Source organism: Xanthobacteraceae bacterium (assembly GCA_019454205.1).
In the GTDB taxonomy this organism is placed as follows: Bacteria; Pseudomonadota; Alphaproteobacteria; order Rhizobiales; family Xanthobacteraceae.
Window position 1 is genome coordinate 2,620,001 of the sequence record CP075369.1, and the last position, 15,370, is coordinate 2,635,370.

11 protein-coding genes are annotated in these 15,370 nt (G+C 63.9%); 4 read left to right on the forward strand and 7 right to left on the reverse strand.

The window, feature by feature from the left end; genetic code table 11:
* Nucleotides 1–89 precede the first annotated feature (89 nt).
* Nucleotides 90–2,003: a M23 family metallopeptidase gene (locus tag KF794_13215; protein ID QYK46708.1), complete on the forward strand. Its 1,914-nt coding sequence runs from the start codon at nt 90–92 to the stop codon at nt 2,001–2,003.
* 3 nt (nt 2,004–2,006) lie between these two features.
* On the opposite strand, the gene KF794_13220 is transcribed toward KF794_13215, so the two are convergent.
* Entirely contained in the window at nt 2,007–3,689 is a 1,683-nt protein-coding gene (locus KF794_13220) for a VWA domain-containing protein (protein QYK44704.1), read from the reverse strand.
* A 151-nt stretch (nt 3,690–3,840) separates the two neighbouring features.
* On the opposite strand from KF794_13220, the gene KF794_13225 reads away from it, so the two are divergent.
* A complete protein-coding gene (locus KF794_13225; protein QYK44705.1) occupies nt 3,841–4,179 on the forward strand; it encodes a hypothetical protein in 339 nt (112 codons plus the stop codon).
* Nucleotides 4,180–4,247: 68 nt separating this feature from the next.
* On the opposite strand, the gene clpB is transcribed toward KF794_13225, so the two are convergent.
* A complete protein-coding gene (gene clpB, locus KF794_13230; GenBank protein QYK44706.1) occupies nt 4,248–6,851 on the reverse strand; it encodes an ATP-dependent chaperone ClpB in 2,604 nt (867 codons plus the stop codon).
* A 185-nt stretch (nt 6,852–7,036) separates the two neighbouring features.
* Between clpB and KF794_13235 the strand changes: the two genes are divergently transcribed.
* On the forward strand, nt 7,037–7,807 hold the full coding sequence (locus KF794_13235; protein ID QYK44707.1) for an MOSC domain-containing protein: 771 nt from the start codon (nt 7,037–7,039) through the stop codon (nt 7,805–7,807).
* Nucleotides 7,808–7,816: 9 nt separating this feature from the next.
* On the opposite strand, the gene KF794_13240 is transcribed toward KF794_13235, so the two are convergent.
* The 5 genes from KF794_13240 to KF794_13260 form a co-directional block, all read right to left on the reverse strand.
* On the reverse strand, nt 7,817–8,539 hold the full coding sequence (locus tag KF794_13240; protein ID QYK44708.1) for a DUF4167 domain-containing protein: 723 nt from the start codon (nt 8,537–8,539) through the stop codon (nt 7,817–7,819).
* Nucleotides 8,540–8,926: 387 nt separating this feature from the next.
* Complete coding sequence (prmC, locus tag KF794_13245; GenBank protein ID QYK44709.1) at nt 8,927–9,805, reverse strand: peptide chain release factor N(5)-glutamine methyltransferase; 879 nt, start codon at nt 9,803–9,805, stop codon at nt 8,927–8,929.
* Complete coding sequence (gene prfA / locus KF794_13250; protein QYK44710.1) at nt 9,802–10,881, reverse strand: peptide chain release factor 1; 1,080 nt, start codon at nt 10,879–10,881, stop codon at nt 9,802–9,804. Before prfA ends, prmC begins: the two co-directional genes overlap by 4 nt.
* A gap of 12 nt (nt 10,882–10,893) precedes the next feature.
* Nucleotides 10,894–13,149 carry a phosphoenolpyruvate--protein phosphotransferase gene (ptsP, locus tag KF794_13255; GenBank protein ID QYK44711.1) on the reverse strand — a complete coding sequence of 752 codons (2,256 nt, stop codon included), beginning with the start codon at nt 13,147–13,149 and terminating at the stop codon, nt 10,894–10,896.
* A gap of 84 nt (nt 13,150–13,233) precedes the next feature.
* Nucleotides 13,234–14,490 carry an aspartate kinase gene (locus KF794_13260; protein ID QYK44712.1) on the reverse strand — a complete coding sequence of 419 codons (1,257 nt, stop codon included), beginning with the start codon at nt 14,488–14,490 and terminating at the stop codon, nt 13,234–13,236.
* Nucleotides 14,491–14,614: 124 nt separating this feature from the next.
* Here KF794_13260 and ubiG point away from each other — a divergent pair, with 124 nt between their 5' ends.
* Nucleotides 14,615–15,370: a bifunctional 2-polyprenyl-6-hydroxyphenol methylase/3-demethylubiquinol 3-O-methyltransferase UbiG gene (ubiG, locus tag KF794_13265; protein ID QYK44713.1), complete on the forward strand. Its 756-nt coding sequence runs from the start codon at nt 14,615–14,617 to the stop codon at nt 15,368–15,370.

Below are 15,370 nucleotides of genomic sequence, written 5' to 3' on the forward strand. Positions count from 1 at the left end.
GATCGCCTTTGGGGACGCAGCGGCCCGCGCGAGGGGAGCAAGACACTACCGTGGAAAGCCGACGAACGGCCGGTGATGGGCGCGAGGCCCTGGCGGCGCAGATCGATCTGGGTAACGAGCCTCCGCTTGGTCTCGATGGCCACGACGAAGAGCCGATCGATCGCCGTTCCGTGTCGGTGCGTTGGCTGGCGGCTACCGTTATCACTGCGCTTGCCGGCGGCGGGCTGATGGGCGGCGCGGTTTATGCCGCACTCGACGGCGATTATCGCTTCGCGCAGGTGCCCGAAATCATCCGCACCGCGAACGTCCGCAACGATCAGCGCGCAATCAACCCGAACCGCAAGGGCGACCGCATCAGCGTGCTCGGCGACAGCGTGCTTGCACGCCAGGTCTTGCGCGTTTCGACCACGACGCGCGTCGGCGACCGCGAAATCGTGCGTGTGCGGCCGTTCGTGCGGGTCGCAACCAATCTCGCGCTGACGCCTTCTTCGCTGACCGCAAACATTCCCGCGTTCAACCCCGTCAAGCTGATGGGCGAGGAAGACCAGACCGCGGAAACGCCGGACATCGAACCGACCGGCGAACTCACCATCGTCATGCGCGATCTCTCGCAGCTGCCGGCGAACGCCCGCATTGCCGGCGCGGTGCGCCTCGAAGACGTCATGATGCGCGTGCGCGAGCATCTGGAAGTGATGGTGAACCATCCCGCCGCCGGCGCGATCCCGTTCCAGGGCTTCACGCTCGGCAACTCGCTCGCCTACGCGAACGAAGGCGGGGTGCGCACCACGCTCGATCCGATGCCCGCGGTTGCCGAGAACATGCTGGTCATCACCAAGACCTCGCAGGACACCAAAGGCGGCAACGACTGGACCGAAAAAACGCTGGTCGCCAAGAAGAACGACACCCTCGTCTCGCTGCTGAAAGAACTCGGCGCCCAGCCCCAAACGACGGTCGAACTGGTTCGCGCCTTCAACCGCGGCCGCGACGGCCTCCTGAAAGAGGGCCTTCGCGTTCGCGTCTTGATGAACACATTGAAAGACGGAAGCGTACAACCGCTCCGCGTCAGCATCTTCAACGACAAGGCGCACGAAGCGACGGTCGCTCTTACCGATCTCAACAAGTACGTCACTGTCGCCGAGCCGCGCGACATGAACATGCTGCGCACCACACCGCAGCCGGAAGACGACGAAGACGATGGCAATGGCCTGCGCCTCTACAACGCGATCTACGAAACGTCCCTGCGCAATCAGGTGCCGACGCACATCATCGAAGCACTGATCAAGGTGTTCTCTTTCGACATCGATCTGCAACGCAAGGTGCGCGCGGGCGATGCCTTCGACATCCTGTTCGGCGACGACGAGAACGACACCAAGGGCGAAGTGCTGTTCGCCTCGCTGCAACTCGCCGGCGAAAATCAGCGCAAGTATTACCGCTTCCAGACCACCGACGACGGCATCGTCGATTTCTACGATGAAGGCGGAAAGAGCGCGAAGAAATTCCTGCTGCGCAAACCGCTCGCAGGCGGCAACTTCCGCTCAGGTTTCGGTCTCCGCCGCCACCCGATCCTTGGCTATTCGCGTATGCATTCTGGCGTGGACTGGGCCGATGAGACCGGCACGCCGGTCTTCGCGGCGGGCAACGGCACCATCATCCATGCCGACTGGAGTTCGGGTTACGGCCGCCGCGTCGAAATCCAGCACTTGAACGGCTACGTCACGACCTATTCCCACTTGTCGGGCTTTGCGCGCGGCATTCAGGATGGCGTGAAAGTCCGCCAGGGCCAGATCATCGGCTACATCGGCAACACCGGCCTCTCGACTGGCCCGCATCTGCACTACGAAGTCGCGATCAACGGTAACTATGTCGATCCGCTTCGCATCCGTCTGCCGCAAGGCCGCGTGCTGGAAGACCAGTTCCTGAAGGACTTCGCCCGCGAGCGGCAGCGTATCGACGGCATTCTCGCCCTCGGCACGCCTAACCGCGTCGCGCAGACCGGCAACTGACCGCTACTTTACGGAAATCTCGACGCGCTTGCCCGGCGAGACCGAGATCTCGTGTTCGGTCTTCTTGTCGCCCTTGGTCGTTATGATCACGACGTAATTGCCCGCATTGAGCGCCGTACTCGCTTCCGCTTCGTAGAAGGTGCCGATCCACGTCCGCCGGTTATTGATGTCGCGCTCGGCGGAGAAAATCTCGATCGTGCTGCCTTCGGGCACTTTCGTTCCCAGAACACCGGCGTCGAGATTGAAGTTGACCCGTGTGGTGTCGCCGGATTTCACCTCGACCGGGAACACGCGCTTCGCGTAGCCGACGCCGACCGTGACCTCATAACGCCCGGCCGGCAGATCGAATTGCGATAGCGCATCGTAGAGTGTCGCAATCCATACCGGCTGCTCGGTATCGTTCTTCGCGGGATGACGGACTTCCACGGTGATGCCGTGTTCGACCTTGGGTCCGTTTGCCGCGTAAACCGCGCTGACCGCGAGCTTGCCCACATCGAGCGTCATGGAGACGTTGATCGAGTCGCCGGCGGCGATAGTGAATTCTTTTTTCGTTTTCGCCGTGCCCTTGGTCAGCGTCAGCACGTAGCTGCCGGCCGGCAGGATGAACTTCGGCAACTTCTCGTAGTCGGTCGTGACGTAGTCGCCGTTCGCGCGGTACAGTTCCCACGTCACGTTATCGGCCTTGCCGCCGCCGATCACTTCGCCGTCGCTCGTGACGTAGCCGGCTTCAAGGCTTACATCGAGCGCCGAAACCTTGCCCTTCTCGACCTTGAAGGGAAACTCGCGCTCCACGAAGCCGTATTTCACGACGACGATATAGTCGCCGGGATCGACCGCATCGGCGACCGGCGCACCGTAGAACGTAGTGACGTAATCGCCCTTCTGGCCGCCGCGATTGGTGTGAAAGCTCCAGCCCACATCCGACTTCGTGTCACTGATCGGATCGCCGCCCTGCACGAGCCGCGCGATGCCGCGGAAGTTCTTATCGGCAAGCGGATCGGGTTCGGGCTTCGCGGGCGCTTCCGTCTGCACCTTCTCGCCCTGCACCGCCTGCACTGCGCGGTTCAGCGCGTTCTCAAGGCCGGAGGCATTGCTCGCATCGAGATAGACGCCGCCGGTGACGCGCGCGATGCATTGCAATTGCGCTTTCGCCGCCGGGTCGGTCACGTCGAAGCCGATGACATGCGCAACGAAAGCGACCCCCGATTTTTTCAGTTCGCCCGCGACCGCGCAGGGATCGGGCGCGCAAGTCTCGATGCCGTCGGAAACCAGAATGATCGTCGCCTTGTTTTCGGTGGAACGCAGCGCCTGTGCCGCGGCGCGCAGCGAGTCCGCCATCGGCGTCTTGCCCTTGGGGTTCAGCCCCTTCACCGCCGATCGGATTTTATCGGCATCGAAACTGCCGACCGGCACCACCAGTTCGATATCCCGGCAGTCGCCCTTGGTGCGATGGCCATAAACCATCAGGCCGAGGCGGTCGTTCGGGCGCCACTTCGCGAGAATGGAATCGACGGCGCGGCGGGCGGCGGAAATCTTGGTTTGCCCGTCCACCTGACCCCACATGGAGCCGGAAGCATCGAGGATCAGGATGGAGTCCCCGGCCTGCGCCCGCGCGGCAGTCGTGCCGGTTACCGCACAAAGAAACAGCAGGATGACAAAGCCAAAAGCCGCCCCAAAACGCTTCACGTCGCGCTCTCCTGAAAACAAGTTCCTGTGACCACGCGATTCTAGGGCTGATTCTAGGCTCCCGGAAAGCGCGGGGCAGTTGCTACGGCAATCGTGCCTGATAATCTCTTAAGCCGGTTGGATGCTTGAAACCGTCTCACGGGAGTTACGGATGAAACTGAAATTGGCTACGGGCGCATTCGCGCTTGCTTTGATTACTTCGCTTTCGGGCGGCGTCAGCGCGCAGTCGAACGCGCCTGCGATTTCGAGCGCCTGGGGCGACCTCGACATCTCGCAGGAGCAGTGCTTCGGCCGCGCCCGCCAGGTCATGCAGTCGCAGAACTACACGCGCATCGAACTGGTCGGTAACACGACCTTCGGCGACAAAGGCGACTACCAGATCGGCATTCGCTGCGTTTCCGAGAAGCGCATGTATTATGTCTTCGGCGGCGGCCCTGACGACAAGGTGCTGCAGGGCTACATCAACCAGATCAAAGGCGGCGGCATGTAAGCCGGGCGCCAATAAAACAAAACGGCCGGGAGTTCTCCCGGCCGTTTTTATTTTAAGCGGCGCCGTCCTTAAGCCGCGCGCGTGACGGAAGTTTTTCCGCCGGTCTCGAACGCGAGACGGTCGCCGCTGGCAACTACCTTCACCTTTGCGCCGTCCGAGATTTTGCCGGAAAGAATCTGCTCGGCGAGCGGATCCTGCACCAGCTTCTGGATCGTGCGCTTCAGCGGCCGCGCGCCGAACGCCGGGTCGTAGCCCTTCTCCGCCAGCAGCGCCCGTGCATCCGCGGCCAGTTCGAGCGTGATCTTGTGCTCGTCCAGCAGCTTCTGTAGCCGCGCCATCTGGATATCGACGATCGCGCCCATCTGCTCCTTCTTCAGCCGATGGAACAGGATGATCTCGTCCACGCGGTTGAGGAATTCCGGACGGAAGCTCGCGCGCACGACGCCCATCACCTGCTCGCGCACGCTGTCCACGTCGTCCTTCTCGCCGAGCGCAACCAGGAATTCCGCGCCGAGGTTGGACGTCATGATGATCAGCGTATTGCGGAAATCGACCGTGCGGCCCTGACCGTCGGTCAGGCGGCCCTCGTCGAGCACCTGCAACAGCACATTGAACACGTCCGGGTGCGCCTTTTCGATCTCGTCGAACAGGATCACCTGATACGGCCGCCGCCGCACCGCTTCGGTCAGCGCGCCACCTTCCTCGTAGCCGACATAGCCCGGAGGCGCGCCGATCAGGCGCGCGACCGAATGCTTCTCCATGTACTCGGACATGTCGATACGAATGAGCGCCGCTTCGTCGTCGAACAGGAAGCGCGCGAGCGCCTTCGTCAGTTCGGTTTTGCCGACGCCGGTGGGGCCGAGGAACATGAACGAGCCGATCGGCCGGTTCGGGTCCTGCAAGCCCGCGCGTGCGCGGCGCACCGCGGTAGAGACCGCATGCACGGCTTCCTGCTGCCCGATCACGCGCTTCGCGATCTCGTCTTCCATGCGCAAGAGCTTCTCGCGCTCGCCCTCCAGCATCCGGTCCACCGGAACGCCGGTCCAGCGCGATACCACCTGCGCGATGTGGTTCGGCGTGACCGATTCCTCGACCAGCGCCGCGCTTTCCTTGCTCTCCAGTTCGGCGAGCTTTTTCTTTAGCGCCGGAATCTTGCCGTAAGCGAGTTCGCCCGCCTTCTCATACTCGCCCTTGCGCTCGGCATTGGCGAGTTCGTTGTTCAGCGCGTCGAGGTCGGCCTTCAGCTTCTGCACCGAGCCGAGCTTTTCCTTCTCGCTCTGCCAGCGGGAAGTGATCGCCGCCGATTTCTCCTCAAGCGACGCCAGTTCTTTCTTGAGGCGCGTCAGCCGGTCCTTGGAAGCGGCGTCGTCTTCTTTCTTGAGCGCCTCCTCCTCGATCTTGAGCTGCACGATGCGCCGGTCGATCTCGTCCAGTTCTTCCGGCTTGCTATCGACCTGCATGCGCAGCCGTGCCGACGCCTCGTCGACCAGGTCGATAGCCTTGTCGGGCAAGAAGCGGTCGGTGATGTAGCGGTTGGACAGCGTCGCCGCCGCGACCAGCGCCGCGTCGGTGATGCGCACGCCGTGGTGCTGCTCGTATTTATCTTTCAGGCCGCGCAGGATCGAAACGGTGTCTTCCACCGTAGGCTCGCCCACGAACACGGGCTGGAAGCGCCGCGCCAACGCGGCATCCTTCTCGACATGCTTGCGGTATTCGTCGAGCGTGGTCGCGCCGACGCAATGCAGTTCGCCGCGCGCGAGCGCGGGCTTGAGCAGGTTCGCGGCGTCCATCGCGCCGTCGGCCTTGCCCGCGCCCATCAGCGTATGCATCTCGTCGATGAACACGATGATCTCGCCGTTCGAGGAAGTGACTTCCTGCAACACGGCCTTCAGCCGCTCCTCGAATTCGCCGCGATACTTCGCGCCGGCAATCAGCGCGCCGAGATCGAGCGCAAGCAGTTTCTTGTCCTTCAGGCTTTCCGGCACGTCGCCGTTGACGATGCGCAGCGCAAGGCCCTCGACAATGGCGGTCTTGCCGACGCCCGGCTCGCCGATCAGCACCGGATTGTTCTTGGTGCGGCGGGACAGCACCTGCACGGTGCGGCGGATTTCTTCCTCGCGGCCGATCACCGGATCGAGCTTGCCGTTACGCGCGGCCTCGGTGATGTCGCGGGCATAGCGCTTCAGCGCGTCATAGGCGCTCTCGGCGGAAGCGGTGTCGGCCGTGCGGCCCTTGCGCAACTGTTCGATGGCGCCGTTCAGGCCCTGCGGAGTCACGCCCGCGCGCGCCAGCAGCTTGCCCGCTTCCGAATCCTTCTCGATTGCGAGCGCAAGCAACAGCCGCTCGACGGTGACGAAATTATCGCCCGCGGTCTTCGCAGCCTTCTCAGCCGCGGCGAATACACGGGCAAGCTGCGGGGTCAGATACAACTGGCCCGCACCACCGCCTTCCACTTTCGGCATTTTCGCGAGCGCCGCCTCGACGCCCGCGAGCACGTCGCGCGAACGGCCGCCCGCGCGGTCGATGAGGCCACCGGCCAGCCCTTCCGGGTCGTCGATCAGCACCTTCAGCAGGTGTTCCGGGGTGAATTGCTGATGCCCTTCGCGAAGGGCGAGCGACTGCGCCGATTGCAGGAATCCCCGCGCGCGCTCGGTATATTTTTCCAGATCCATGATGTTCTCCTTCGGCCTGCCGCTTCCGTCCCGAAGGCCCGGCCCGCGGCATCCGTTCCCTAGATGGGGAGGATTTCCCGCCCCGGAAAGACCCGGACCGGCGGAAATTAGCGGGAAACGGTTACCGGAGTTGAGTGGACGCGGCCCGCCCCATCCAGCATGGAGAACCTCGATCTGGGGATGCCATGAGCGAAATCAAACCGCGCGTCAGCGCGCTCTACCGCTATCCGGTGAAGGGGTTCTCTGGCGAGAAGCTGAAATCGGTCGTGCTGTCGCCGGAGCAGACCTTCCCGGCCGACCGCAAATTCGCGGTCGAGAACGGCCCGTCCGGCTTCGACCCGGCGGCCCCGAAATGGCTCTCGAAAAGCAAGTTTCTCTGCCTGATGCGGAACGCAAAACTGGCAGCGCTGCGCACGCAGTACAACGACCGCTCCGGCAACTTCACCGCCAGCATGAACGGCATGACGCTGGCGGAAGCGAGCCTGCACACCGAAGCCGGACGCGCTGCCATCGAATACGCCCTGCAGGAGTTCATGGGCGGCGAGGCGCGCGGACCGCTCAAGGTTCTGGAAGCGCCGGGACACAGCTTCTCGGATGTCGCCGCCAAAGTGGTTCACATCATCAATCTCGGAACGATCGCCGAGCTTGCGGAAGCAGCCCACAAGCCGCTTCACCCGGTGCGCTTTCGCGCGAACCTTTATCTCGAAGACCTGAAGCCCTGGTCCGAGTTCGATCTGATCGGAAAGAAAATCCGCGCGGGCGGTGTGACCTTGAAAGTGACCAAGCGCGTCGAGCGCTGCGCGGCGGTCGACGTCGATCCCGATACCGCGCAACGCGACACCGACCTGCCCCAGACCATCTGGCGCAAGACCGGCGACACCGACTGCGGCATCTATGCGAGCGTGGTCGAAGGCGGCGCCATCAACGAAGGCGACCGCATCGAAATCCTCGATTGAGGAAGCGGATTATTCCGGCTTCACGGGTTCCGGCTGCGCATCCGGCGCGGCATTGGCGTCGCCGCCCTGCTGGCCGCCGAAATCGTTGCGCTGGCGATTGTTGAAACGGCCGCGGCCGCGGTTGCGGTTGAAGCGTCCGCCGCGATTCTCGCCCTGCTCGCCTTCGCCGCCCTGGAAATTACCCTGCTGCGGCGCGCCGCCGGTGATGAACGCGGGCAAGCCGCCTTCCTGATCGCGCTGTTCGCGCTGGTCGCGTTGTTCACGCGGCTGGTAGTTCGGCTGCGGTTGGTTCGCAGGCTGCGGACGGAAGTTCTGTTGCGGCTGTTGCTGCTGCTGTTGCGCCGGATAGGGCTGGCCGTTGGCGTCGTCGCTGAAGTCGCCTTCGTCCTCTTCGCCTTCGCCGCGCATTTCGTCGGGGCGCTGATACGGCTGCTGCTGACCCTGCGGATTGCTCTGTTGCATCTGCTGCTGCGCGGCCGCGATCAGGCGCAGATAGTGCTCGGCGTGCTGCAGATAGCTTTCGGCGGAAACGGGATCGCCGGAGGATTGCGCGTCGCGGGCGAGCTGCTGGTACTTCTCCGCGATGTGGTGCGCGGTGCCGCGGATTTTCACGTCGGGTCCATTCGACTCGTAGACGCGGGTCAGCGGGTTATGTCCGCCGCCACGTCCGCCGCGATTGCGGCCGCGCATCCGCTTGTGGTTGTTATGATTGTGTTGCTGTCCGTTTCTCATCGACAACTTTCTCTGTGGTTTGACGGCTGACCCGCCCGCTCATCCGGCCATGCGCTTGTCTCGCACACCGGTCATGTCACGCAGCGATAAACACGCACTGCGCCATGTTCGTTACGGTCCTTCGACCTGAAATCTTCCGTTCAATCTGAAAGTCCACGCTCAACACGCGGATGCTTCGCCCTCGGCTATGCGCTCTGCTTCTGCTTTGCGCTTCGATGCTGGTGCGCCGGATCCGGATCTTTGCGGTTTCGCGTCTTCGGCGACTTCGTTCGCCGTATCGCGGTTACCGCGCCAGCCTTATGAACCCCTCGTCCGTAAGGCGGTGCCGGATCGAATCTGGAAATGACACTAGTGCCTCTCGCGGTGCCTTCCAAGCGCTATTTTGCCTCACCTTTTCGCGTGGATAACGAGTGCCCGCGGGATACCGGAGAGGTCTTTCCGCGCCGGCGTGCGCACTTCGATGCTGCCTGTCCGCCGCACGATGTCCGTTACCGCCGGTTCCTGACTTTGACCCAGTTCGAGAACGGCAACCCCGCCCGCCGTGAGATGCGCGGGGAGCCGGTTAACGATGGAACGATAGGCATCCAGTCCATCCGCTCCGCCATCGAGCGCGAGCCGGGGATCATGATCGCGCACTTCCGGCGACAATAAGGCCACTTCATCCGCCGCGATGTATGGCGGATTCGAGACAATCAAATCGAACCGCGTGCCAAGCGCTGCCGTCCAGTCGCCGCAAATGAACTGCGCGCGATTTGCCAGCCCCAACCTGTCGAGATTATCGCGCGCAATGCGCAACGCGTGCTCGCTTCTGTCAACGGCAACGCCCACTGCGTGCGGACGTTCCGACAGGATCGCGGCGAGCAGCGCGCCGGTTCCCGTACCGAGATCGAGCACGCGAAGTTTTGCCTCGCGCTCGGGAAACTCCGCAAGCGCCGCTTCGACCAGCGTCTCGGTTTCGGGGCGCGGAACCAACGTGTCAGCATTCAGTGCGAACGAAAGCGACCAGAACTCCTTGCGGCCGGTCATGCGTGCGACCGGCTCGCCGGAAATTCTGCGCGCGAGCAGGTGCTCGAACGCGCCGATGGCCGCTACATTCGCTTCATCGTTCTCGAACGCGATCAGCTTCGCGGCATCGAAGCCCGCCGCATGGCAAAGCAGAAGCCTTGCATCGGCTTCCGGATTTTCGATTCCCGCTTCGCGCAACCGCAGCACCGCCTCGCGGCGTAAAGCGCCAAAGGTCTTGCCGGCCTCGCGCGCGGCGCTCATGCCGAGAGCTTGCTTTCCTCGTCCGCCAGCAACGCGGCCTGGTGTTCGGCGGTGAGCGCATCGACCAGTTCGCCGAGCGCAACCCCTTCGAGGATCTGCGGCAGCTTGTGCAGCGTCAGGTTGATGCGATGATCGGTGACGCGCGCCTGCGGAAAGTTATAGGTGCGGATGCGCTCCGAACGGTCGCCCGAGCCGACCTGCCCCTTGCGGTCGGCAGCGCGCGCGGAGTCGAGCCGCTGGCGCTCCTGATCGTAGAGCTTGGTGCGAAGCAGCGCCATCGCGCGCGCACGGTTCTTGTGCTGCGAGCGCTCGTCCTGCACCGCGACCACGATGCCGCTCGGCAGATGCGTGATGCGCACCGCCGACTCCGTCTTGTTGACGTGCTGCCCGCCCGCGCCGGACGCGCGGAACACATCTGTCTTCAGGTCGGCTTCGTTGATGTCGATGTCTACTTCCTCCGCTTCCGGCAGCACCGCGACAGTGGCGGCGGAAGTGTGGATGCGGCCGGACGCTTCGGTCGCGGGCACGCGCTGCACGCGATGCACACCGGATTCGAATTTCAGTTTCGCGTAGGCGCCGCGCCCGCGAACCGCCGCGATGATTTCCTTGAAGCCGCCCGCCGTTCCCTCGTTGGCGGAGAGCAATTCGACCGTCCAGCCCTGTAGCGCTGCGTAGCGCTCGTACATGCGAAAAAGGTCGCCCGCGAACAGCGAGGCCTCGTCCCCGCCCGTGCCTGCGCGCACTTCGAGGATGGCATCGCGCGCGTCCGCCGCATCTTTCGGAATCAGCGCGAGACGCAGCTTGTGTTCGAGTTCCTCGATGCGCGTTTCGAGTTCGCGCTTCTCGTCGGCCGCCATGCCGGCGAGTTCCCTGTCGCTGCCCGCCATCAGCGCTTCCGCACCTGCGAGATCGGTCTGCGCCTGCTTCAGCGCCTTCACGTCGTCGATCACCGGCGAAAGCTCGGCGAATTCGCGCGACAGCTTCGCGAAATTGTCGCCACCGCCGCCCTTCGCGAGTTCGGCTTCGATCTCGGCGTGACGTGCGATCAGCGCTTCCATGCGCGCGGCGGGCAACATGCGCTCTGTTCCTTAAACCGGAATGCCGGCTTCCTGCGCGAAGGCGCGCAGCTTCTCGCGGCCGGAGGCCGTCCCGGTCACGAACGGAGCTATCACCTTCTCAGCATCCCCGACGTTCAGCGCAAGCACCATCGCCTTCACCGGGCCGATCATCGCGGGCGACAGCGAGAGCGAACGGAAACCAAGCGCAATCAGCGTCATTGCTTCCAGCGGTTTCGCAGCCATCTCGCCGCAAAGCGTGAACGGCTTGCCGCGCTTCAGGCAGGCATCGGCGATCATCTTCAGCGCACGAAGCGCGGGCGCGGAGAGCGGGTCGAACCGGCTTGCGACCTGCGCATTTCCGCGATCGGCGGCGAAGATGAACTGCATCAGGTCGTTGGAGCCAACCGAGAGAAAATCCGCACGCTCCACGATTTCATCGAGCGATAGCAGCAGCGACGGCACCTCCACCATCACGCCGACGCTGACCTGATTGGGCAGCTTGTGCCCGTGACGGCGCAGATGCGTAAGCTCGCGCTCCACCAGCGCGCGTGCGTTATCGAACTCGGAAACCACGGCAACCATCGGGAACATGATGCGAAGCTCGCGCCCCGCCGCCGCGCGCAGCAATGCGCGCACCTGCGCGCGCAACAGGCCCGGACGGTCCAGCGAGAGACGGATCGCGCGCCAGCCGAGCGCGGGATTTTCTTCTTCCACGCCACGCAGATAAGGCAGCACCTTGTCGCCGCCGACATCGAGCGTGCGGAAGGTGACGGGCTTGCCCTTCGCCGCATCCAGCACGGAGCGATACAGCGAATACTGCTCGCTGGTGCGCGGCAGCGCCGCCGCGATCATGAATTGCAGTTCGGTGCGAAACAGCCCGATGCCATCCGCGCCCGCTTCGGCGAGATGCGGAAGATCGACCAGCAGGCCCGCGTTCATCAGGAGATCGATCTTCACGCCGTCCTTCGTGATCGCCTCGCGGTCGCGCAGCACGGCATATTGCGCCTGCCTGCGCGCGCGCAGCTTCACTTTCTCCGCATAGGCGCGTTCCAGATCGGCCGGCGGACGCAATTGCACTTCGCCGGTTTCGCCGTCCACGATGATGGCGTCGCCCGGATCGGCGTTGCCGGTCGCGTTCGCGACCTGCCCGACCGCCGGGATCCCGAGCGCCTTCGCGACGATAGCGACATGGCTGGTCGGCGCGCCTTCTTCCAGCACGATGCCGCGCAGCCGCGACCGGTCGAAGTCGAGCAGCGCCGCCGGACTCATGTTGCGCGCGACGATGATGGCGTTGTCGGGAAGCGGCTCGCGCTTGTCGTGGGTCTCGCCCATGAGGTCGCGCAACAGTCGGTTCGCGAGATCGTCGAGATCGTGCAGCCGCTCGCGCAGGTACGGGTCGGTCTGGCGCAACATGCGCGCGCGCGTGTCCGACTGCACGCGCTCGACCGCCGCTTCCGCGGTGAGGCCGGTCGCGACCGCCTCCTGCAGCTTCTTCATCCAGCCGCGGTCCTGCGCGAACATGCGATACGCCTCCAGCACGTCGCGATGCTCGCCGGCGCGGTTGATGCCTTCGTCCTCCAGCATCACGTCGATGGAGGAACGCAGCGCTTCCACCGCCGAGTCGAGGCGCGCGAGTTCGCGCGTGGGATCGTCGGCGACGACGTTCTTCACATGGATGCGCGGCTCGTGCAGCACGACACGTCCCAGACCGATGCCTTCCGCGAGCGGCAGGCCCGTAACCTGCAACGGACGGCGCGCGGCGGGCTCCGCGCCGGGCGGCGCCAGCGCGGTCAGTTCTCCGGACGCGATCATCTCCGCGACCACCATCGCGGTGGTCTGCAGCGCCTCTACTTCTTCTTCCGAATAGGTGCGCCGCGCGCGGTTCTGCACGACCAGCACGCCGAGCGTATTGCCCGCGCGCAGGATCGGCACGCCGAGGAACGAGTTGTAGATTTCTTCGCCCGTCTCCGGCTTGTAGGAGAACGACGGGTGGTTCTGCGCGTTCGGAAGGTTCAGCGCTTCCGCTTCCTTCGCGACGAGGCCGACCAGGCCTTCGCCCGCCGACAGCACGGTCTGGTGAACCGCTTCGCGGTTAAGGCCTTCGGTGGCGTACAGCTCGAGCGTACCGTCCACGCGCAACACGTAGACGGAGCAGACCTCCGCCACCATGTTGGCGGCAATCAGCACCACGATCTTGTCGAGGCGTTCCTGCGCGCTGATCTGCTCCGCCATCGTCTCGCGGAGACGTCTCAGCAAAACGCGCGGACCGCCGAGGGAGCCACGCATGCCCGCTAGCCTTTATTCCGGCCGAGCCGGAAGTGTGCCGGAAAACCGGCTGGAATTTTTCCAGATAACGCGAAGGTCAGTGCACTAGCCGTCGAGTCCGTATACCGAATGCAAAGTCCGGACCGCAAGTTCGGTATAGGCCGCGTCGATCAGGATGGAGATCTTGATCTCCGAGGTCGAAATCACGCGGATATTGATACCCTTTTCGGCGAGCGCGCGGAACGCGGTGGCGGCCACGCCGGCGTGCGAGCGCATGCCGACGCCGATCACCGATACCTTCACCACGTCGCCATAGCCTTCCATCGAGGCGAAGCCGACCTTGTCCTTGGCGGACTCGATGGTCTTCTTGGCCTTCTCGAACTCGGCGACCGGCACGGTAAAGGTAATGTCGGTTTTCTTACCGTCGGCGGAAACGTTCTGCACGATCATGTCGACGTTGATGTGCGCTTCGGCGAGCGGGCCGAAGATCGCCGCGGCGACGCCCGGCTTGTCCGCGACCTCGCGCAGCGCAATCTGCGCCTCGTCCTTCGAGAAGGCGATGCCGGTGACGACCTGATTTTCCACGATCTCCTCCTCGTCGCAGATCAACGTGCCCGGTGGACGGCCCTTGGCGTCCACCTGCGGCGCGTCGGGCGCATCGAAACTCGAGCGCACGAACAAACGAACCTTCTGGGTCATGGCAAGCTCGACCGAGCGAACCTGCAATACCTTGGCGCCCAGCGACGCCATCTCCAGCATTTCCTCGAACGCAACCGCATCGAGACGCTTCGCCTTCGGTACGATACGCGGATCGGTGGTGTAGACGCCGTCCACGTCCGTATAAATGTCGCAGCGATCCGCATGGATCGCAGCCGCGACCGCGACCGCGCTGGTATCCGAACCGCCGCGCCCCAGCGTCGAGATGCGTCCGGTTTCCTGATTGATGCCCTGGAAGCCCGCGATCACCGCAACTTCGTTACGCTCCTTGAAGCGCTTGATCAGTTCGTCGCCGTTCAGGCCCTTGATGCGCGCCGAAGCATGCGTACCATCGGTGTAGAGCGGCAACTGCCAGCCCTGCCACGAGCGCGCGGTAATCCCCATGCCTTGCAGAACGATCGCGAGCAGGCCCGACGTCACCTGTTCGCCGCTCGCCACCACCGCGTCGTATTCGCGCGCGTCGTGCATCGGCGAAGCATCGCGGCACCAGGCAACCAGTTCGTTGGTCTTGCCCGACATCGCGGAGACGACCACCGCGACTTCATTGCCGGCGTCCACCTCGCGCTTCACATGGCGCGCGACGTTGCGGATACGCTCGATGTCGGCGACGGAAGTGCCGCCGAATTTCATGACCAGACGGGCCATCGGTTCCTGCTAAACGATGCGCCGGGACGAAACCTTCGCCCCGGCGGAAAAGGCGCGTATATCTACAAGCCGGACCTGTCCCCCGCAACGGCGGAAACCTCGCGGAATCCGTGGAAAAAGGCGCATGGTTGACGCGCAACGCAAGCAAGAGAGCACCATCGACCCCGGCGAAGTGTCCCGCTTCGCGGCGATGGCAAAGGAATGGTGGGCGCCCCACGGCAAGATGCGCCCGCTGCATAAGCTGAACCCGGTGCGGATCGCCTTCATCCGCGATCTCGCCTGCGACATCTTCGACCGCTCTCCACGCAAACTCGATTGCCTGCGCGGCCTGCGCATTCTCGACATCGGCTGCGGCGGCGGAATTCTTTCCGAACCGCTCGCCCGCCTCGGCGGCGAAGTAGTCGGCATCGACCCGGCGGAAGAAAACGTCGAAGTCGCGAAGGTTCACGCGGAGCAATCCGCGCTTGAAATCGACTATCGCGCGACCAGCGCGGAAACGCTGGCCGATGCGGGCGAGAAGTTCGACATCGTGATCGCTTCCGAGGTGGTCGAGCATGTCGCCGACCTTCCGCTGTTCATGAAACGCGCTTGCGAGATGGTGAAGCCCGGCGGCTTCATGGCGATCACCACAATCAACCGCACGCTGCGCAGCTTCGCGCTCGCCATCGTCGGCGCGGAATATATCCTGCGCTGGCTGCCGGTCGGCACGCATACGTGGGACAAGTTCGTGATGCCGGAAGAACTGGCCGGCGCTTTCGCCGCAAATGGCATGGACGAGTGCGACCGCGGCGGCATGATCTTCAATCCGCTGACCGGCGAATGGCGGCGCGGCTTCGATACCGCCGTCAATTACATGATTGCAGGCAGGAAGCCGGCGTAA

What these genes read in the sequence shown, in the direction of transcription:
- KF794_13225 (QYK44705.1), top strand. Translation starts at nt 3,841, where the DNA reads ATGAAACTGAAATTGGCTACGGGCGCATTCGCGCTTGCTTTGATTACT.
- clpB (QYK44706.1), bottom strand. Translation starts at nt 6,851, where the DNA reads ATGGATCTGGAAAAATATACCGAGCGCGCGCGGGGATTCCTGCAATCG.
- KF794_13235 (QYK44707.1), top strand. Translation starts at nt 7,037, where the DNA reads ATGAGCGAAATCAAACCGCGCGTCAGCGCGCTCTACCGCTATCCGGTG.
- KF794_13240 (QYK44708.1), bottom strand. Translation starts at nt 8,539, where the DNA reads ATGAGAAACGGACAGCAACACAATCATAACAACCACAAGCGGATGCGC.
- prmC (QYK44709.1), bottom strand. Translation starts at nt 9,805, where the DNA reads ATGAGCGCCGCGCGCGAGGCCGGCAAGACCTTTGGCGCTTTACGCCGC.
- prfA (QYK44710.1), bottom strand. Translation starts at nt 10,881, where the DNA reads ATGTTGCCCGCCGCGCGCATGGAAGCGCTGATCGCACGTCACGCCGAG.
- ptsP (QYK44711.1), bottom strand. Translation starts at nt 13,149, where the DNA reads ATGCGTGGCTCCCTCGGCGGTCCGCGCGTTTTGCTGAGACGTCTCCGC.
- KF794_13260 (QYK44712.1), bottom strand. Translation starts at nt 14,490, where the DNA reads ATGGCCCGTCTGGTCATGAAATTCGGCGGCACTTCCGTCGCCGACATC.
- ubiG (QYK44713.1), top strand. Translation starts at nt 14,615, where the DNA reads ATGGTTGACGCGCAACGCAAGCAAGAGAGCACCATCGACCCCGGCGAA.